Genomic DNA, 19,446 nt, shown 5'->3' with positions numbered 1-19,446 from the left:
ATGGGACGAAAATCAACAATTCATAAACTAGAGCCTGATGTTCGTACGTATATCGAGAAGCTATTACGTGCTGATCAGCTTACACTTGATGAAATGATCTCGGAATTACAAAACAAGTTCCCTAGTGCAACCACACCCAGCCGTTCCAGTCTTCATCGCTATCAAAAAGGCTTTAACGAAATGACTAATAGTTTACGTGAAATTGAAACAGCATCACGTATTCTGGTTGATGAGCTTGGTGACAGTGTTGATGATAAATCAGGAGCACTACTTGCTCAGGCAGTTACAACACTAGCTACACGAGCGGCATTTAAAGCGCATGAATCAGATGATATAACTATAAAAGAAATCAGCTTTTTAGCTAAAGCCGCTAAGGAAGCTATGCAAGCTCGCCAGCTCAGTTTTAAAGAAAGACAAGAAATCGAAAAAGCAGCGCGTGAAAAGTTATTGCGTGAGCAAGAATCTAATTTAAACAGTGTCGCAAAAGCTCAAGGGCTTGATGAGCAGTCAATCTTATTCTGGAAAGAAAAAGTACTGGGAATTAAATAATGAAAAAATTGGCGACAACGGTTAGAGAGGTTGAATGGGATGAGTTACCACCAAGAGCTCGTGACATTCCTGAAGGGTTCAATCCACTAGCTGATGGTGTTTTAATGCAACATCAAATTGAATGCTTAAAAATTAAGGCTGCTATACTTGCAGTACCTAAAGGACGTCGTACTGGCATTACTTTTTCATTTGGTTTTGAAGCCGTTTTAACGGCAGCCGCCCGTAAATCGGCTGGTGGTATGAATGTATTTTACATTGGTGATACCAAGGAGAAAGGTCTTGAATTTATAGGTTACTGTGCCAAATTTTCTAAAGTAATTGCAGAACAACAATCATCGTCAGTATCAAGCATTGAAGAGTTTTTATTTGAAGACATTGATGAGAACAAAAATTCACGCTATATAACCGCATATCGCATACGCTATTCATCAGGTTATCAAATTACCGCTTTATCATCTCGTCCGGCTAATATCCGTGGTTTGCAAGGTTTAGTTATTATCGACGAGGCAGCATTTCATCAAGATGTACAAGGTGTACTTGATGCTGCAACAGCATTACTAATTTGGGGTGGTAGAATTATTGTTATTTCATCACACAATGGTAAATCCAATCCCTTTAATCAATTTTGTATTGATATCGAAAATGGTATTTATGGTGACACAGCAAAAGTTTATCTGGTCACATTTGATGATGCGGTTGGTAATGGTTTATATGAACGTGTTTGTTATATGAAAGGTGAAGAACCAACTATCGAGGGCAAAAAGAAATGGTATACAACAATTCGTAATTCCTATGGTCCTAATAAAGCCGCTATGCGTGAAGAATTGGATGCAATACCTCGTGATGGACAAGGCGTTTGTATCCCGGGTGTTTGGATTGATAGAGCAATGCGTGAAGAACGACCTGCTGTGCGCCTAATTTGTGGTGATGATTTTGCAGCTAAAGATGAGTTAGATCGCATCGCATGGTGTGATAATTGGATTTTTCAGGACTTAGATCCCTTAATTGCTACATTAAATAATCAGAATGAACATGTCTTTGGCATGGACTTTGCCCGTCATCGCCATTTTTCAGTTATCTGGCCAATGGAGATAGAACAAAATTTGACGCGAAAAGTTCCTTTTTGCATTGAGTTAAACAATGTACCCTCAGCACAACAACAGCAAATTTTGTTTTACATTATCAGTAAGTTACCACATTTGATGGGAGGAGCTATTGATGCTACCGGACCGGGGATGGTTTTAGCAGAATATACTGCAGATAAATTTGGTAGGCCATTTATTGCAGAAATTAATTTAAACCGCCAATGGTATGGCCTCTGGATGCAAAAATTTATCAGCGCATTTGAGGATGGTGTAATTGATATTCCACGAGATTTAAATATTGAACAAGATTTGCGGGCAGTACGCTCTGTTGACGGTATTCCCATGGTGCCAAAACTAGAAAGAAAAGATTTAAAAGATCCAGATCTTGTCCGCCATGGTGACTCTGCAATTGCTGGTTGTTTAGCCTGGTATGCAACATTAAATAAAACGGCACAAATTGAGGGACAATCAACTGGTGAGCGAGATATTTATCATCAGCTATATGGCTATGTGAATGATTCATCATTCGAACAATTCACTAGTACTGGCTTTGGCACGGTACGGGGCGGTAACGATTTTGGAGGATTTATTTAATGCTATGGTTTAAAGGCAAAAAGCCACATGTTGAGACAGGAAGAGAATTAGCCGGAACTGGCGAAGGCAATGACATTACGCGGCCTTATCTTGGTCCACTTGCTTTACCTGATGACAGCGTTTTACGAAAGAGAGGCGGAGGCCGTCTAGATATTTATAAGGAAGTACTAAATGATGACGAAGTCAAGTCGGCATTTACCCAACGCCAAGATGCAGTTATTTCACGTGAATGGAAAGTTGAACCAGGTGGAGATAAACCAATTGATACCGAAGCTGCTGAAGCTATGAGTGAGTTACTGAAATCGGTGGGATTTGACCGAGTGACTAAGTTAATGCATTACGGTGTTTTTTATGGTTATGCTGTGGCGGAGTTAATTTATGGCATCAAAGATAATCTATACTGGATTGATGATATCAAAGTTCGTGATCGCCGTCGTTTTCGCTTTACTCCAACCGGTGAACTGCGTTTACTGACACAAAATAATATGCATGAGGGGATAGCATGCGAAGCACCGTATTTTTGGCATTATGCGACTGGTGCCGATCATGATGATGAACCGTATGGACTTGGACTTGCTCACTGGCTTTACTGGCCAAGCTTTTTTAAACGCAATGATATTAAGTTCTGGCTAATTTTTCTGGAAAAATTCGGCATGCCAACGGCTGTGGGCAAATATAGTACAGGTGCAACACCTGAACAAAAACGGGACTTACTGTCACTCACTCGTGCAATTCAGACCGATTCTGGCATTATCATGCCAGATGGCATGACGCTTGAATTGCTACAAATAGCACGCTCAGGCGCAGGCGATTATAAGGCATTCTATGACTCAATGAACGAAGCAATTAGGCGTGTAACCGTGGGACAAATTACCTCGTCTGGTGGTGCTTCAAACTCAATTGGTGGTGATGAATCACTACAAGCAGCTGTGCTGGCATCAATAGCAAAATCAGATTCTGACGTTATGTGTGAGTCTTGGAACCGCGGACCAGGAACATGGTTTACACAGATGAACTTCCCTGGCGCTGCTGTTCCTCAAGTTTCGCGCATTTTTGATGAGCCTGAAGATCTGAAATCGCTATCCGAACGGGATAAGAACATTATTGAATCGACAGGCTACCGCCCAACATTGGCTCATGTGCAAGATACCTATGGTGGTGAATGGGAAGAAAAAAAACAACCAGAAGAGCTAATTAATGCACAATCTTCAAAAAAAGTTGATTTTGCGGAACAACAACCAAATATCTTTGCACCTGTGTTGCAATCAAATCGTTTAAATTCGGAAATACAACCAGTTACCAACCAATGGATTAATCAAATCAAAGAACTGGTTGATAACGTTAAATCGTTAGAAGAATTACGTGATAAATTATTTGAGTTAATTCCAGATATGCAGTTGGATGATTATGCTGAGGTCATGGCGCAAGCATTAACCGCTGCTAATTTAGCGGGTCGCACAGAGCTACTTGAGGATAGCAATAATGGCTAATGTTGCATATGGCTCTTTGCCATTTAAAGAACAAATCGAATTTTTTCGTCGTAAAGCTAATGTGCCTACCAATAGCTATGCTGATATCTATAACAACGAACACGATTATGCATTTGTTGTCGCTGGTGCTAATCGTAATGCACTACTAAATGATTTTCGTGCAGCTATTGATAAAGCTATTAGTCAGGGTACAACACTGGATGAGTTCCGCCAAGATTTTGCTGAAATTGTCGAACGGCATGGTTGGAGTTATAACGGCAGTTTCAATTGGCGTTCCCGTATCATCTACGAAACAAATTTAAACAGTTCTTATCAAGCTGGGCGCTATCAACAACTACGTGATGCCAAGTTTCCATACATGGAATACTTACATAGTGATTATGTTGAACATCCTCGTGAATTACATCAAAGCTGGAACCATTTAGTATTAAATTTTAATGACCCATGGTGGGATAGCCACTTTCCGCCAAACGGGTATGGTTGCCAATGTCGTGTTCGGGGGCGAACTAAAGGTGATTTAAAAAGAATGGGTAAAGATGGTCCTGATGCCGCTCCAACAATAAACTGGGTTGATAGAGTTATCGGTGAAAATAGTGGTAATCCTAGAATTGTAAGAGTGCCTGAAGGAATTGATCCAAGTTTTGAACATATTCCTGGACAATCGCGACTTGATACATTTGTACCCAATCCTTTAGATAGTGATCCAACATTAAAACGTGGTGTGCCATCCGTTAGAGCTACTGATGAATGGCCGTCCATACGTGAAGTTAGTAAAAATAGGTTATTAGAAAAAGGCTTAACGGAAGAAGATTACGCCAATATATTCTTAAATGAATTTGGTGCAACGTTAACCAATCCTGCTATTTTTAAAGATGTAGCGGGTGAAGCATTAGTAATCGGTAAACAGCTTTTCACTGTTAGCAAAACAGGTGAACTTAAAGTTACAAAACGTGGTCGTGAGCAATTTTTATTATTACTAGCTGATTCATTAAAACTACCGGATGAAATTTGGACGAGAATGGAATACTTTGATCATCTGCAAAAATCAGTAGTTCGTCGGCGCTATATCTCACGTTTTATGATTGATGGCGAAATTAAGCCGATGCTCGCAGTATTTGAAGTTGGTGATGATGGTTGGCTCGGAGTTACAACATTTGCACCGGATAATCCTGATTATCTAGAGCAATTGCGGGTTGGTATTAGAGTGTTTAAGCGAAAATAAAACCCAATCGCCGACACGTTGGGTAGGCAGCGCGTGGGATTAGAGGTCCTGTCGGAGACTGCCCGCGAATACCTTTTAAATAGTATAGGTGAAAAAATGACTGGCGTAAACATTGAATTTAATATACAAGATGCTCTTGATGCTATGCTTCATATTGAGGCAGCCATAGATGATATGTCTGGTTTATTTGATCACATGGGTGAAGTGTTATTAGATATTCATGAAGCGCGCTTTAATGCACAAGAATCGCCAGATGGAGTGCCTTGGCAAGAGTTATCACCTTGGTATAAAGAATCCAAGCCAAAACAAAAAGATAAAATATTGACCCTGGATGGAACTTTACGCAGTACACTGCGATGGCAGATTGAGGGCAATACTTTGTTATTTGGTACCAACTTAATCTATGGCGCAATTCATCAATATGGTGGCACAATTAAGCCAGTTACTGCAAAAGCATTGAATGTTGGAGGACGTCCGGTAACACAAGTTGTAATTCCTGCTCGCCCGTGGCTTGGTGTTAGTGCGCAAGATAAATTGCTGTTAGTTGATGTTGTTCGTGAACATCTTGGTTTCACATAAAACGCAATTTAACGCGTTTTAAGCGACTTTATTCTAAAATGCTAGTCAGTTTATTTACGAATCACTTTAATCGTGTTGTAAATGCTTTATAATAAGTTTTTAGCTTATATTTCTTTTATTATTTTGCCAATCCAATCTCCAAATCATTAAAAAATTATCTGCCCGCGTTCAGATTACCCTTTCCTTAAAATAGATCATGATGCTCTATATCAATTTATTGGAGCATTTTTTATGGCACTTATCCCCGTTTTTAAACCTGGTACGCATACTGCGGTAGATGGTCGAAAAATCACTTTTACTTTAGAGAACTGTATTGATTTAGCAGAAAGCTACGATCCAAGTTTGTCAGAAGCGCCTGCTGTAATTGGTCATCCTAAATTAACCGCTCCTGCGTATGGCTGGGCTAAAACATTTCAAATCAAAGACGGCTTGGTTTACGCCGAACTTGATCAAGTTAACCCCGAATTTGCTGAAGCATTCAATTCAGGTGCTTATAAAAAACGTTCATTATCAATCTATTTACCAGAATCACCAGGTAATCCTAAGCCTGGTCATTACTATGCGCGCCATATTGGTTTTTTAGGTGCAGCGGCTCCTGCTATTAAAGGCTTGCCTGACGCCAGTTTTGCTGAGTCTGACGGTGAGCTAGGTGCTGCTGAGTTTGCCATGCCATTTAATGAAGATTTTTTATTGATGTTTTCAAATCTGCGTGAGTACTTGATTGAAAAAGATGGTATCGAAAAAGCAGATCAACTTTTACCAAAATGGCAACTTGAATATTTAGCTGAACAAGTTGCACAAAATAGAAAGGAGAACGAAATGCCACAACCAAACAACATCGATTTTGCAGAGCAACAAGCCAAAATTGATGCAAAAAATGCAGATTTAGCTGCACGTGAACAAGCATTACTTGAAAAAGAACAAAAGAACCAGCGGGCAGAATTTGCTGCCTTTGTTGATGAATTAGTTAAAGATGGAAAATTATTACCTGCGCATAAAACTACAGTTGTTGAAGTATTTATGGCGTTGGGTAGTGATCCAATTTCATTTGCTGAAGGTGATGCAACTGTTAACAGTTCCCCAGTTGATTTAATCAAAAAAGTACTTTCTGAGCGTCCCGCTTTTATGAACTTTGCTGAAAAATCGGCTGCTGAAGATGAAGAAAATAAAGTTGATATACAAGACCCGAAGGCAATAGCTGAAGCTGCGGCTCAATATCAAAAAGAACAAGCAGACAAAGGTAATACTATTTCGATCAGCCAAGCAGTTACGCATGTAACCAAGGCTAAAAAGTAAAACTACTAATTTTAAAGGCTGATTATTAATATCAGTATCATTTTAATTTTAACTAAAAGGTTTTTATATGAATATTCCAGGATTAACAGTAGCAAAAACCGCTGAAGGCGAAGTCAAACCACGCGTGATTGTCTGTCATGGTAGTGAAGATGGGCTAGCAAAAACAGCGATTGACGGTAACGCATTATTAATCGGTGTATCAACAATTGTTGGTGGCGGTGACGGTGAAGTGTTTGATGTTGTGCGCAGTGGGTTGGCACAAGTTTTTTATAGCGAAGCGATTGCGATTGGTGACCCAATTACTGCTGCAGCAGATGGTAGAGCGAAAAAGGCGGCTTCTGGCGATTTTATTATTGGTTACGCTGAGGAAGTTGGCGATACAGATGAATTAGGTTCTATTTGGATCTGCCCTAGCAAACTAGCTTAATATTTTTAACTAATGGTCTAAGACCTTTAATACACAATTATTTAGAAGGAGTTTTATATGCAACGCCCTTTTCCCATTGATCCTCAGTTGACTGCTGTAGCAATTGCTTATCGCAATACTAAATTAATCGCCGATGAAGTTCTTCCACGAGTACCGGTAGAATCCCCTGCCTTTAAATGGTTAGAATATGATTTTTCAGAACGATTTACATTACCAAATACAAGAGTAGGACGTACTTCACAACCAAATCAGGTTGAATTTAGTGCAATAGAAAAAGAAAGTTCGGTAACAGATTATGGTCTGGATAGTCCGGTTCCGCAAGATGATATTGACTCAGCGATTACTGGCTATGATCCGCTTGGACATGCCACTGAAGCTACTACTGATTTGATCTTGTTAGACCGCGAAGTACGCACCGCTAATGTGCTTTTTAACGGAGATAACTATAACAACAAAACAACATTAACTACTGCCGAGCAATGGAACGACCCAACAAGCGATCCAATAAAATTGATTACTGATGCATTTGATTCAATGATCCAACGTCCAAATATCGGTACATTAGGCCGTCGAGTTGCCACAATTTTACGTCGTCATCCGAAGATTGTTGCTGCGTATCACGGTAATTCAGGAGAAAGTGGTTTAGTTCCTCTTGGCTTTTTGGCCGACCTATTAGAGTTAGAATCCATTTATGTTGGAGATGCATTTTTAAATAGTGCAAAACCCGGTAAATCTCCAAAACTATTACGAGCATGGGGCGACAAAGCAGCATTTATTGTGCGTAACAAATTAGCGAATACTAAGGGCGGAGTAACATTTGGTTATACGGCACAATTTAAAGACCGTGTGTCAGGTTCAATCAATGATCCAGATATTGGTTTACGTGGTGGTCAACGTGTGCGTGTTGGTGAATCAGTCAAAGAAATAGTTGTAGCAAAAGATGCTGGCTATTTGTTTGAAAATGTTATTTCGCCAAACAGTTAATAATGTGAATAGTAACCAACGGTAATCTATCGTTGGTTCGAGTCAAAATTATGAATATTCCATACATTACATTGCTAAATTTATCAGAACGTCCGGGGCTAACTGAGCTTGCACAATTGGTAGCACAAGATGGTGAAATCCCCGCAGATGCTAAGTTGTTAGATGCCATCATTAATAGTAATGACATTTCAAGTTGGACATCTGATGAAATTACTAATGCAAATCGTGCAATCTCACGCATTAATGAATCAATTGATGATGCTGAAGCTGAAATAAACGGTTTTTTACGCCAACGCGGGCACAAATTACCATTAATCAAGGTACCACGATTGTTGAGTGATTGGGCTCGAATTATTGTTCGTTACAAATTGCATCGCAATCGTGTTTCTGATGAAAAAAACGATCCTATCGTGCGTGATTACAAACAAGTTCTGGGCTTTTTAAAAATGGTAGCTGAAGGTAAATATTCGCTGGGTATTGATGATGCTTTGCCTGTCGCAGGTGGTGTACCAAAACAGACTGGACCTGTTCGTGTATTTGATATGAACACATTACGGGATTTTGGACGATGAGTAGCGCACCATTTGATGTATCAGTCATTGCAGAAAAACTAAAAGGTTTAATGTCTGATAAAACCTTAGTTTTTGTTGGTACCAGTGCTGAATACAGCAAGCTGACTGATTTAACTTCAGCACCTACCCCTGCTGCTTACGTTTTGCTTGGTAAAGAAACGCCAAATGATAAGCCCGCAGGAACACGTCAGTCAGTAAGTGTTAATTTTGGTGTTGTGGTTGTTGCACGTGATATTTCAAGTCAAGCAACCAATATTCAAAATGTTAAACAGCTAGCAAACCCCGTTATAGGTGCGGTGCGTGATTTGTTGATTGGTAAAACAGTTCAGTTTATTGATGGAGTTCGTCCAGTCACATGGGTTGGAGGACAAACTCTAGGTTTTCAAAATGGCGTATTAGTGTGGATTGATTCGTATCAGACTCAGCATTTTATTGGTAGCCGCTAAATAGTTTTAGGAGAAATATATGTCAGATTTATTGATGAGTTTACAAGGTACCATAAACCTTGCTACGCGTAATACCGCAAGTTCACCAGCACGACCAGGTGCATTTCGTCATGTTGGAACCGCCGATTCATGCGAAATGGAACTAAGTGTCGAAACTGTGACACAAAATGAATCGTACACTGGGCAGCGTTTACAGGTTGGAGAATTAACACTAGGCAAAAGTGGCACTCTGAACCTCACATTAAAAGATTGGTCAATCGAAAATATTGCCCTCGCGCTCTATGGTGAAAAAATCACGGTGAATTCAGGTATAGCAACTGATGAAAAATTACCTGACGGGCTCGTTGTCGGTGACCGTATCAAACTCGCGCATCCATTTGTGTCAGATGTTGAGTTAAAAGCTGTTGATGGTTCGATGTTAATTTTGGGCAATGACTATGAAATAGAATCAGCACATGCGGGGTTAATCAAATTATTAACTACAGCAGCATTAACTGCAACGGTTGATTATTCATATGCTAAAACTGACAGTCTAGGTATTTTTACTCGTCAACCCCCAGAACGCTGGTTCATGTTAGATGGCATTAATACAGATCGCGATGATGAACACGTTATTGTTGAATTATTCCGCGTTAAATTTAATCCAATTTCAAATTTCTCATTATTACATAACGAAGGTTATGGTGAACTGCCGTTAACTGCGACTGTTCTGGCCGATATGAGTCAAACAAAAGACAGTTCACTCGGTTATTTCGGTTCATATATTCAAAAAGCAAAATAATAAACTAATGATTAATTATTCATTGCGGTGATATTTCACCGCTTTAATCGCAGGTAAATAAAATGGCAGAAAAAGTTACAGCAACAAAAGAAGAATCCAATGATTTGGAAGTTTTAATGCCAAATCGTGAAATTACTCTAGCTGGCGAAATAATTACAGTACGCGAATATTCATTTAAAGATGCATTGACCATTGGACGTGAGATTGACCAATTTGCAGCATTAATTGTGAATGAAATGAATGGTTCAAATAAAATCACTATTGAGCAAGCCGACATGCTTATTATGAATAACCTAGAGCTTGTTTATTCATTAATCAGCACCTCAATTCAAAAACCAATTTCATTTATTGAGGCGTTGTCATATGAAAATGGTTTACAGCTGCTCGACTGGTGGTGGGTCGTTAATTCTGGTTTTTTTATGAACGCGGTAACTCGCAAAATCATTCGGCAAAACGCTGCAAAACAGGCAAATCAGTAAGCTGGAGTGAGATTTTTACACTATTAATTAAAAACGGACATGAACCACAGCAGTTACCGTATTACACACAACGCCAATTACTGCTGTATTACGATGAATTAATTAAGTTACAAAACCGAGAACGAGCTAACCGAATTGAAGATATTTGTGTTGGCTTTAATGGTGGTAAACAAGTTACAAAGTTTGTAAAACAGTTACGCGGAGAGCAATAATAATGGCTAATAACGATATGAATATTGCAATGAAGTTCACGGCTGACGTGAATCGTGCTAAAAAAAATATTCATGAAGTGGGTGATGAGTTAAAAAGCGTCTATGAAAAGCAAGTAGATGCGATGAACCGTGGCCAACAAGCTATTATCAAATTATTGCAACAAGAACAAGCTGAAGAAAAGGCACAGCAAGCAGCAGCTAAAGCCACTAAAGTCCATCAAAAAGAAGTTGAAAAACTGCGCAATGGATTAGATCAGCTATTGGGTAAAATTGATCCAGCAGTTAAAGGTTTGGGCCGTCTTGATGAGTTAGAGAAAAAATTACGTCAATCGAAAAAAGCTGGTGTACTTGATAATGAAACATTTGATAGTTATCTAAGTAAAATAAATAATCAAAGAGCCGCATTATCAACCGTTGAATCTCTAAACGACGGCACCCAAAAATTAAATTTAAATACACTGAGCGCCCGCCGCAGTATCGCTAGTATGATTAAGCAGTTAGCGAATGGCAATTTTAGAGGTGCTGGCAATTCGTTATTTTCAATAGCTAATGTAACAGGTAAGTTACCACCTCTATTCAGTGCTGCAACATTGTCTGTTGTTGGGTTTATTGGGGCAGCATACGGAATTGCAAAGGTTTTGTATCGCATTTCATCTGAGCAAGAAGCTTTTAAAAAATCGATTATTTCAACAGGAAATTATGCTGGTACAACAGCATCAAACCTTGAGGTAATGTCACAAAAAATTGGAAGCATTGGCCATAATTATTCCGAAACTAGAGAAAACATCGCACAGTTAACCCAACAAGGTCAATTGTCAGCTAAGTCAATCGAAAACATAGGTACAGCTGCTGCATACATGTCAGCATTAACAGGACAAAGTAGCAAAGAAGCGATATCCAGTTTTAACAATATTCAAAACTCAGTTACTGAATGGGCATATGAAACAAATAAACAATATCATTGGATGGATCTTGCTACATACCAACGGATAGCTGCGCTTGAAGCTCAAGGGGACACAGAACAAGCAATTGCTGTTGCCACTGGTAAATATGCAGATGTACTCAAAGCACGTGCTGAAGAAATGAAAAATCAACTAAATTGGTTAGAAACAGCATGGGTGAATTTTAAAAATGGTATTAGCGATCTCGGAAATTCTATAACAACGGAATTAAAGTTCAGTTTTGGCTTAGCAACATTAGATGAAGAAATTAAAAAAATTGAACAAGCCAAGAAAAGAGGTTTTTATATTGTAAATGGCTCAAATTCTATTGAGTACAATGAAAATGATGATAAATTGTTACAACAAAAGTATGCCGAAAGAGATAAGCTGCAAAATGAAGCAGCTAAAAATCGGGAACAAGCAATTGCAGCCGAAAAATCCATTTCCGCTCAAAAACAACTTGATGAACTTCATAAAAAAAATACTACTGATGCAGAACGTCAATCTCAAGCCGTCGAACAATTAAATAAAAACTACCAGGCATTATGGGCAGATGAAAAAGGACGCAAAGATCTACAAGAGCACGGTGTTACATCAGATGACGGTAAATCATTCTCAGGTGGTCAGTACGATAAAGATGTAAAAAACATTACGGACAAAGGTATTCAGGGATATAACCAGAGCCTTGAGAAATCACTTAAACTAACAACCGAACTACAACGCGTAACGTATGAGATCAATGAAGGCCAATATAAAAATGCATCGCAAGCAGAAAAAGATAGAGCTATTGAACTCGCTAAACAGATTGATGCTAAAAATGCAGCTAAAAATAAAAAATCTGATTTTTCATTAAAAAATGATAAAAACAATCTAGCATTACAACAACAATTAAATGAACTATTACTTGGTACAAAAGCAACTGATACAACAGTTGAACAATGGTATAACAATTTACTAACTCAATTTAAAAAATCTGGAAATAAAGAAGGTATCGATTTAATCGACCAGATTTTACCGTTAAAAAAAGCTGAAGCAAATCTAAATGCTATCACTGCTAAAATTCAGCAAGCGCAATCACGTCAATCAACCAAAGAACAAAGTATCCAGGCGCAAGTAACCAGTGGTTTAATTACACAAGTAGAGGCACAAAGTCAGCTAGTCGAACTACATAAGCAAACAGCGCAAGAGCTTGAAAATTATTTACCCATATTGCAAGCAATGACTGATTTGCCGGGACAAGCAGGAGAAAATGCCCAAAAATCACTAGCAACACTTCAGTTACAAATTGCTGAGTTAAATAAAACCACGGATGCACTCACTAGTGCATTTCAAAACGGTTTACAAACAGGTATTCAAAGTAGTTTGGATAGTTTAGCCAAAGGAACATTCGAACTAAAAGATGCACTGCAAAATCTGGCTCAAAGTATATTGTCATCAATGGCGCAAGTTGCGACAAAAGGTTTAGCAGATATGGCAATGAATGGACTATCAAATTTAGGTAATTCATTGTTTGGTACAGCAACAGATGCTGCTGTTGATAATGCAAGTGCTGCTGCTTCAGCAGGACTGATGGAAACAGCTATTGCTACAAGTACTGCTACTGGGGCAGGATTAATGGGTGAGTCGATTTCGATGTCGGCTGGAATTGGAGCTGAAACAATTTCCGCATCAATGGTAACGGCTGGTACAGCTGCTGGTGAAATTATTAGTGCAGCGATGATTGCTGCAGCGGGTGCAAATGCGGGTAGTTCGGCAGTTGGTGCAGCAGCAGTTGCAGCAGCTACAGGGGGGTATATTTCGGGACCAGGTTCTAGCACATCAGACTCAATTCCAGCGCGATTATCTAATGGTGAGTTTGTTGTGAATGCCGCATCTGTTAAAAAATATGGCATTGATTATTTACATGCTATCAATACCGGGCGTGCTCATCGTTACGCTTCAGGTGGATTGGTTTCAAATGTTAGCAGTCCTAGAGCGCCAAATATATATGATGAAAATTCAACATCACGCACTGCTAATCAATCACAATCAGCGCCCGTTATTCAACAAACGTTAGTTTTAGATAGTGGTGAAATGATGAAATCGGGTATTAGTTCAGTGGCAGGTTCACGGGCAATGATGACGTGGATTCGTGCAAACTCCCAAACCCTAAAACAGGAGTTGTCATAATGAAAAAATTTTTATGGCAAGCTGAACCAGATTGGACTAATGGCATAACTGAAATACTGGAATGGAAAACCGATATTTTACAATCGTACAGTGGCGCAGAACAACGCATTGCTCGGCGATTATCACCGCGCCGTACGTTTGAATTTTCCATTTTAATTAATGGTAATGAACGTGCACGATTTGAAAATAGATTGGCGTTTGTAGGTGGTAATTCGTGGTATTTCCCTGTTTATACAGATGTCACCTATCTCGATGATGACATTAATACAGGCACTACAGTTCTCCCGTGTAATACAATTGGTCGTGATTTTGTAGTTGGCAATAAAGTACTAGTTAAAAGTGAGATTAATAATATTAATCAAACAGCATTACTAGAAGTCGCAGCTGTAAATGATTATTCAATTACATTAGTTAACCCTCTTAGATCGCATTTTAATGCTGGTGCATGTATTTATCCTATAAAATTAGCTGTGCTAACAGATGTGCCCGAGCTAACTCGTTACAATGATGATTTATTAAGTGCTCAAATTCGATTTCGAATTAGTGAACACAATGCATTTAGTAATGATATTTCACATTTACCCATTTATCGTAATTTTCCTGTTTTAAACATGTTCCCCGATTGGTCAGAATCATTAAAAGGTCGATATGAGCGATTTTTAATTGAGCTCGATAATGGTTCTAGCGCTCCATCCCGATTAGATACTGCACGGTTACCATTTTTTGTGCAAGAATTTCGTTGGTTTCTAACTGAGCGAAATGAGCACATGCAATTGCGTCAATTATTTTATTATCTTAATGGTTGTCAAAAAAATATTTGGGTATCAAGCCAAGCGAGCGATTTTAATGTTCTAGCTGTTGATGGTCGAGTTCTTGAAGTTGAAAACACTGGATTTAATGAAATTGGGTTAATGTCAGGTCGAAAAGATTTAGTCATAACTTTATGTAATGGCAATGAGCTATATCGTCGTATTGAAAAAGTTGCAGTTGCATCTGATGAAATTGAACGACTGCTGCTCAACGATTCAATCAATGTAAATGCTGCTGATATTTTGTCAGTTTCGTTTTTAACATTGTGCCGTTTAGATTCGGACTCTGTCAGTTGGGAGCACGTAACAGATGCTGACGGACTAGCTAACATAACTTGCAGTTTTAGAGGGGTTCGTGATGAATTGGAATCAATTTGAATATTCAACAAATAATGGTAAACCATTAACGTTATACGAGTTTGTTAGAAATGAACAAAAATACTATCGTTATACAAATGCTGACCGTGATGTTGAATTTAATCATACGATTTGGTTCAGCGAGGCTATAAGCAACACTGGTTTAAGCATTGGTTCAGGTAATAATTTAGAAATTACTCTGCCATCTAATAATGATGTAGTGCGACTATTTCGTGGCGTACCACCAACTAAACCTGTTGTAATCAAAATGTATCAGTTACATGAAAATGACAATGAGTTTAGAGTTATCTGGATTGGAAAAATCCAAGAAGTTAAACGAGAATCAATTGAAAAAGCAAAACTCATTACAGCAAGCGTTGCAAGTTCGTTTGAGCGGAATGGCCTCAGGTTAACTTACGGGCGGTCATGCCCTTATGCTCTCTATGATCATAACTGCCGAATTAGACAAGAAAATTATAAAACATCAAATATCGAAATTATGGCGTTGGATGGTGCAAATATTACTGTCAATTTACAAAATGTTCAATCGGGGTATTTTTCAGGTGGATATATGGAGTTTTATATCGACGGTATTCAAGAACTGCGTGGATTGAAATCACAAGTTAATAACGTGATTGGCGTCCTTGGTGGCACCCAAGGTTTACAAAAAGGAATGAAAATTAATTTATACCCTGGTTGTGATAAAACCATCAAAACGTGTAATGAAAAATTTAATAATCATCTTAACTATGGGGGGCAACCCCATATTCCGGGTATTTCACCGTTCACAATCGTCAAGCTTTTTTAATTTGGAGGAATTCTATTATGTGGTGGGCTGTTGCTAAATTTGTCGCTGTTATTGTTGCTAGTTATGTTATTGCTCGTGTCACAGCAAAACACCCCAAAAGCAATCGACCAACTGCAGCAACGGAGGACGATTGGAATATGCCGGTTCCTGACGAAGGTACCCCTCAATGTGTGTTTTTTGGTGATTGTTGGACTGCCGATTGGTTTGTTTTAGGTTATGGTAACTATCGTTATAGTGCAATTCGTAAGTAAATTGGAGCATTCATTATGAAAATAACAATGGAACATATTCGTGCGGGCGGTGGTTGTGCGTGGGGATTACGTGAATTTTTCAAACGTTATCATCTAGATTTAAATGCATTTATTAGAGACGGTTATATTGATTCAACAACTTTATTAAAAACAGGTGATGCACTAGCAATTAATATAGTCAACATTGCAGAGGGAACTGAAAATGGGCGGTAGTTCATCAGGTAAAGTTACAGTGGGGTACAGATATCATTGGGATTTATTCTGTGGTCTAGGTCGTGGTCCAATTGATTCACTCGTGGCTATAACTGCAGATAAAAAAATAGTTTGGCTAGGTACTGCAAACGAAGCAACAAATAATTGTACTATTCTGATTAATAAACCAAATCTATTTGGTGGTGAAGATACGGGGGGTGAAGGCGGTATTCAAGGGAGTTTAATTATAATGATGGGTGAAAAAAATCAAGTACCATCATATAGTTTATCAAGTATTTTACGCGGACTGATTCCTGGGTTTAGAGGGTTAGTTACTACTTTCTATTCAGGATTAGTCAGTTGCTATAGTGCATCGCCAAAGCCTTGGACCTATCGCGTTCGTAGAACAATAGAAGGTTGGGATGGTGACCCTTGGTACCCGGAAAAATGTTTGATTTTAATGTGTGATGAAACAGCTGAAATCCAAGGTATTGAGGGGGAAATTGAAAGTCGTTATGGACCTATAAACACAATAATAAAAAAACCGAATTTTATAAGCAAAAATAAAGAAAAAACGCCAGAAGAAGAGGAAGCAGAGCGAAAAAAACGCGAAGAAGAAAAGCGAAGAAGAGAAGAGAGGAAACGAAAAATTAATGCGTTGCGTAATGATCTTTATTATAACATTCGTAATATACATGCAATGAATCCAGCTCATATATTATTTGAATGTGCGACTAACCGAGACTGGGGGCGTGGTTTGTCATGGAACGATATTGATGTTGACAGTTTTAAAAAAGCGGCCGATACACTATTTGCCGAAAAATTTGGTATGTGTTTTCGATATAATCGGCAAGATCAACTACAAACGTTCATACAACAAGTTTTAGATCATGTTGGTGCTGCGCAATATGCTGATCTCTCAACCGGAAAACTAAAATTAAAGTTAATTCGTAATGACTATGACCCAAATATGTTACCGCTGTTTACATATGATAATGGTATTTTATCAGTGCAAGATGACGATAGTGCCAGTAGTGATGCATCATATAATGAAATAGTTGTGACCTATCACAATCCAGTAACTAATGAGGATGCAACTGTTCGTGCACAAAATCTGGCATCTATTCAACAAGTTGGTTTAATTAGTAATTCTGTTGAATACAAAGCTATACCGACACAACAATTGGCAGCGAGACTGGCGGAACGTGATCTTGAAATGAATGCTGCGGGCATTACACGTTTAATCATTAAATTTGACAGGCGTGGAGGCATATTAGAGCCTGCATCTTGTTTTAGAGTATCCCTGCCCGACCGTGATATTGAAAATATGATTCTGCGTGTTGGAAAAATAGAAGAACAAGGAGATGGGGCTTTATTAATTACAGGAGTCCAAGATGTTTTTAGTTTGTCATCAACATCATTTAGCAGCGAACAACAAAACAACGAATGGACGGCAACGGATAATTCAATTCGCGCTGTAAATAATGTCAAATTAATTGAACTTCCCTATGCACTTCTTGTGACAAGATTAAGTGCAGCAGACATGGCGTATTTAAAACCATCATCGGGTTATTTTGGTGTGATGGCAAAAGCTCCCACCCCCATGTCAATTAATTATGTATTGCTATCGCAAGCAGCAGGAGCTGAATCAATTAATGAAAATCGATGTGACTGGACAGCAAGTGCAACATTAATTAATGATATTGAAAAGTTAGAAACAAAATTTGAAATTAAGATTGATTCTGATTACCAGATGTCAATTGGCGAAGGTATTATAATTGATGACGAATTCATGCGTATTGATGAATTTGACGTTGAAACAAATATGTTAACGGTCGGTCGCGGTTGCGTTGATACGCTACCAACATTTCATCATGCTGGCTCGACAATACGTTTCTATATGAGTGTTCTGGAAACAGATCATATTGAATATATTAGTGGTGAAACAGTTGGAGTTAAACTACTTACGCAAACTAATGCTGGCAGACTAGATGAAGATATTGCTCCAGTTGAAAAAATTGTTATGGGCAATCGTCAAACTAGGCCGTATTTACCAGGGAACATCAAGGTTAATGATTCATTATATCCAGATCTAATTGAATCAGCTGATTCATATGTCTTGAGTTTTACTCATCGTGATCGTTTGTTGCAAGCTGATCGGCTAATTGATTGTTTATCCGATAATATAGGTCCAGAACCAGGTACTGAATATATAGTTGAAATAGCAGATTATTATACAAACGAAGTCTTATGGAGTTTTAATGCTACTGATACGTTAATTGCATTGCCGTATGTCTCAAATCAAGATCATATCTATGATGATCGCCACATACTCACATTGTATAGCATGCGGGACGGTTACGAATCGTTATACAAATTTACAGCTGAATTACCGGAAGGCCATTTGGTTGGAGGTGAATATGTCTAATCAAAATGAATACTATTACGGACAAGGTAAAGTATTTTTATCTCAACTAAATAGTGGACAATGGCGTTGGATTGGCGATGTTTCATCATTAAAAGTCAATTTTGAATTTGAAGAACAATATAGCAAGCGCAGTATAGGTGGAAGATTAGTTAAAGATAAACGTTATATAACATTTACAGGTGGAAATGTGACTGCGACATGGTTTGATCGTTCTGTTGAAAATCTAGAATTATTATTGCGCGGAAAGTCTATATCACATCAACAAAGTGGGGCTGAAGATGAATTTAGTAATATAAAAGCTGGCATGACAATTTATCTACAGCATCAAAATGTACGGGATGTATTCATAGAAAATCTAAAAGAAAATACCGATTATATTATCGATTATAACCAAGGTTCTATTTTATTTATCACAAAACCGCACTCGCCAGTACTAATTGAATATGACCATTCTGGACTTGACGGTATCAGTATTTTAAATAATGAACCGATAGAGCTTGCCCTTCGTTATGTTGGACACAACATTATTGATAATAAATCGGTAAATATTGAACTTTTTAGATTATCACTAGATCCAGTCGAATTCATTAATTTAATTGATGACAAATCAGAATTTTCAAATATTGAAACAACATTACAACTATTACCAGATCTAACAAAAAATCCAAGATCAGATTTTGGGATGTTCGGCCGAATGATCAAATTTACAGATTTTATCGATATCTTATACGACGATGAAATTGCATATGATGAACAATACAACTTTTCAAATTAA

Annotated in this window: 19 protein-coding genes; all 19 read left to right on the top strand. The window is 38.3% G+C overall.

Translation table 11 applies throughout. The annotated features are described in order from the left end of the window. Complete coding sequence (locus H3T56_RS07530; protein WP_198192416.1) at positions 1-549, top strand: phage protein Gp27 family protein; 549 nt, start codon at positions 1-3, stop codon at positions 547-549. Beyond that, complete coding sequence (locus H3T56_RS07525) at positions 549-2,228, top strand: hypothetical protein (protein ID WP_198192415.1); 1,680 nt, start codon at positions 549-551, stop codon at positions 2,226-2,228. Before H3T56_RS07530 ends, H3T56_RS07525 begins: the two co-directional genes overlap by 1 nt. Then, entirely contained in the window at positions 2,228-3,718 is a 1,491-nt protein-coding gene (locus H3T56_RS07520; protein WP_198192414.1) for a DUF935 domain-containing protein, read from the top strand. The genes H3T56_RS07525 and H3T56_RS07520 overlap by 1 nt, the downstream gene beginning before the upstream one ends. Next, on the top strand, positions 3,711-4,940 hold the full coding sequence (locus H3T56_RS07515; RefSeq protein WP_198192413.1) for a PBECR2 nuclease fold domain-containing protein: 1,230 nt from the start codon (positions 3,711-3,713) through the stop codon (positions 4,938-4,940). The genes H3T56_RS07520 and H3T56_RS07515 overlap by 8 nt, the downstream gene beginning before the upstream one ends. Positions 4,941-5,036: 96 nt before the next feature. Next, positions 5,037-5,519, top strand: a complete 483-nt coding sequence (locus H3T56_RS07510) for a phage virion morphogenesis protein (RefSeq protein WP_198192412.1) — start codon at positions 5,037-5,039, stop codon at positions 5,517-5,519. Between the two features lie 231 nt (positions 5,520-5,750). Then, on the top strand, positions 5,751-6,815 hold the full coding sequence (locus tag H3T56_RS07505; RefSeq protein ID WP_198192411.1) for a hypothetical protein: 1,065 nt from the start codon (positions 5,751-5,753) through the stop codon (positions 6,813-6,815). 67 nt (positions 6,816-6,882) lie between these two features. Continuing rightward, positions 6,883-7,242 carry a hypothetical protein gene (locus H3T56_RS07500; RefSeq protein WP_198192410.1) on the top strand — a complete coding sequence of 120 codons (360 nt, stop codon included), beginning with the start codon at positions 6,883-6,885 and terminating at the stop codon, positions 7,240-7,242. 57 nt (positions 7,243-7,299) lie between these two features. Beyond that, positions 7,300-8,226, top strand: a complete 927-nt coding sequence (locus tag H3T56_RS07495) for a hypothetical protein (RefSeq protein WP_198192409.1) — start codon at positions 7,300-7,302, stop codon at positions 8,224-8,226. Between the two features lie 50 nt (positions 8,227-8,276). Continuing rightward, on the top strand, positions 8,277-8,798 hold the full coding sequence (locus H3T56_RS07490; RefSeq protein WP_198192408.1) for a gp436 family protein: 522 nt from the start codon (positions 8,277-8,279) through the stop codon (positions 8,796-8,798). Further along, positions 8,795-9,244 carry a hypothetical protein gene (locus H3T56_RS07485; RefSeq protein ID WP_198192407.1) on the top strand — a complete coding sequence of 150 codons (450 nt, stop codon included), beginning with the start codon at positions 8,795-8,797 and terminating at the stop codon, positions 9,242-9,244. Before H3T56_RS07490 ends, H3T56_RS07485 begins: the two co-directional genes overlap by 4 nt. Positions 9,245-9,263: 19 nt before the next feature. After that, on the top strand, positions 9,264-10,025 hold the full coding sequence (locus H3T56_RS07480) for a hypothetical protein (RefSeq protein ID WP_198192406.1): 762 nt from the start codon (positions 9,264-9,266) through the stop codon (positions 10,023-10,025). 62 nt (positions 10,026-10,087) lie between these two features. Continuing rightward, on the top strand, positions 10,088-10,504 hold the full coding sequence (locus H3T56_RS07475; RefSeq protein WP_198192405.1) for a DUF6631 family protein: 417 nt from the start codon (positions 10,088-10,090) through the stop codon (positions 10,502-10,504). A 214-nt stretch (positions 10,505-10,718) separates the two neighbouring features. Continuing rightward, entirely contained in the window at positions 10,719-13,826 is a 3,108-nt protein-coding gene (locus tag H3T56_RS07470; protein WP_198192404.1) for a phage tail length tape measure family protein, read from the top strand. Continuing rightward, positions 13,826-15,013, top strand: a complete 1,188-nt coding sequence (locus tag H3T56_RS07465; RefSeq protein ID WP_198192403.1) for a hypothetical protein — start codon at positions 13,826-13,828, stop codon at positions 15,011-15,013. The genes H3T56_RS07470 and H3T56_RS07465 overlap by 1 nt, the downstream gene beginning before the upstream one ends. Next, positions 14,994-15,800, top strand: coding sequence for a phage BR0599 family protein (locus H3T56_RS07460; RefSeq protein WP_198192402.1), 807 nt, complete (start codon positions 14,994-14,996; stop codon positions 15,798-15,800). Before H3T56_RS07465 ends, H3T56_RS07460 begins: the two co-directional genes overlap by 20 nt. A gap of 17 nt (positions 15,801-15,817) precedes the next feature. Further along, positions 15,818-16,051 carry a hypothetical protein gene (locus tag H3T56_RS07455; RefSeq protein ID WP_198192401.1) on the top strand — a complete coding sequence of 78 codons (234 nt, stop codon included), beginning with the start codon at positions 15,818-15,820 and terminating at the stop codon, positions 16,049-16,051. 15 nt (positions 16,052-16,066) lie between these two features. Then, positions 16,067-16,264: a hypothetical protein gene (locus H3T56_RS07450; protein ID WP_198192400.1), complete on the top strand. Its 198-nt coding sequence runs from the start codon at positions 16,067-16,069 to the stop codon at positions 16,262-16,264. Continuing rightward, on the top strand, positions 16,254-18,671 hold the full coding sequence (locus H3T56_RS07445) for a phage tail protein (RefSeq protein WP_198192399.1): 2,418 nt from the start codon (positions 16,254-16,256) through the stop codon (positions 18,669-18,671). Before H3T56_RS07450 ends, H3T56_RS07445 begins: the two co-directional genes overlap by 11 nt. Further along, entirely contained in the window at positions 18,664-19,446 is a 783-nt protein-coding gene (locus H3T56_RS07440; RefSeq protein ID WP_198192398.1) for a hypothetical protein, read from the top strand. The genes H3T56_RS07445 and H3T56_RS07440 overlap by 8 nt, the downstream gene beginning before the upstream one ends.

The sequence above is a fragment of the Gilliamella sp. W8123 genome, assembly GCF_016101085.1.
Lineage (GTDB): Bacteria > Pseudomonadota > Gammaproteobacteria > Enterobacterales > Orbaceae > Gilliamella > Gilliamella apis.
The sequence above is the reverse complement of the archived record's forward strand: the minus strand, read 5'-3'. Positions and strand labels throughout refer to the sequence as shown.

Bases quoted from the DNA above. Each gene is read 5' to 3' on its own strand.
- H3T56_RS07530 (WP_198192416.1), top strand. From the start codon at position 1: ATGGGACGAAAATCAACAATTCATAAACTAGAGCCTGATGTTCGTACG.
- H3T56_RS07525 (WP_198192415.1), top strand. From the start codon at position 549: ATGAAAAAATTGGCGACAACGGTTAGAGAGGTTGAATGGGATGAGTTA.
- H3T56_RS07520 (WP_198192414.1), top strand. From the start codon at position 2,228: ATGCTATGGTTTAAAGGCAAAAAGCCACATGTTGAGACAGGAAGAGAA.
- H3T56_RS07515 (WP_198192413.1), top strand. From the start codon at position 3,711: ATGGCTAATGTTGCATATGGCTCTTTGCCATTTAAAGAACAAATCGAA.
- H3T56_RS07510 (WP_198192412.1), top strand. From the start codon at position 5,037: ATGACTGGCGTAAACATTGAATTTAATATACAAGATGCTCTTGATGCT.
- H3T56_RS07505 (WP_198192411.1), top strand. From the start codon at position 5,751: ATGGCACTTATCCCCGTTTTTAAACCTGGTACGCATACTGCGGTAGAT.
- H3T56_RS07500 (WP_198192410.1), top strand. From the start codon at position 6,883: ATGAATATTCCAGGATTAACAGTAGCAAAAACCGCTGAAGGCGAAGTC.
- H3T56_RS07495 (WP_198192409.1), top strand. From the start codon at position 7,300: ATGCAACGCCCTTTTCCCATTGATCCTCAGTTGACTGCTGTAGCAATT.
- H3T56_RS07490 (WP_198192408.1), top strand. From the start codon at position 8,277: ATGAATATTCCATACATTACATTGCTAAATTTATCAGAACGTCCGGGG.
- H3T56_RS07485 (WP_198192407.1), top strand. From the start codon at position 8,795: ATGAGTAGCGCACCATTTGATGTATCAGTCATTGCAGAAAAACTAAAA.
- H3T56_RS07480 (WP_198192406.1), top strand. From the start codon at position 9,264: ATGTCAGATTTATTGATGAGTTTACAAGGTACCATAAACCTTGCTACG.
- H3T56_RS07475 (WP_198192405.1), top strand. From the start codon at position 10,088: ATGGCAGAAAAAGTTACAGCAACAAAAGAAGAATCCAATGATTTGGAA.
- H3T56_RS07470 (WP_198192404.1), top strand. From the start codon at position 10,719: ATGGCTAATAACGATATGAATATTGCAATGAAGTTCACGGCTGACGTG.
- H3T56_RS07465 (WP_198192403.1), top strand. From the start codon at position 13,826: ATGAAAAAATTTTTATGGCAAGCTGAACCAGATTGGACTAATGGCATA.
- H3T56_RS07460 (WP_198192402.1), top strand. From the start codon at position 14,994: ATGAATTGGAATCAATTTGAATATTCAACAAATAATGGTAAACCATTA.
- H3T56_RS07455 (WP_198192401.1), top strand. From the start codon at position 15,818: ATGTGGTGGGCTGTTGCTAAATTTGTCGCTGTTATTGTTGCTAGTTAT.
- H3T56_RS07450 (WP_198192400.1), top strand. From the start codon at position 16,067: ATGAAAATAACAATGGAACATATTCGTGCGGGCGGTGGTTGTGCGTGG.
- H3T56_RS07445 (WP_198192399.1), top strand. From the start codon at position 16,254: ATGGGCGGTAGTTCATCAGGTAAAGTTACAGTGGGGTACAGATATCAT.
- H3T56_RS07440 (WP_198192398.1), top strand. From the start codon at position 18,664: ATGTCTAATCAAAATGAATACTATTACGGACAAGGTAAAGTATTTTTA.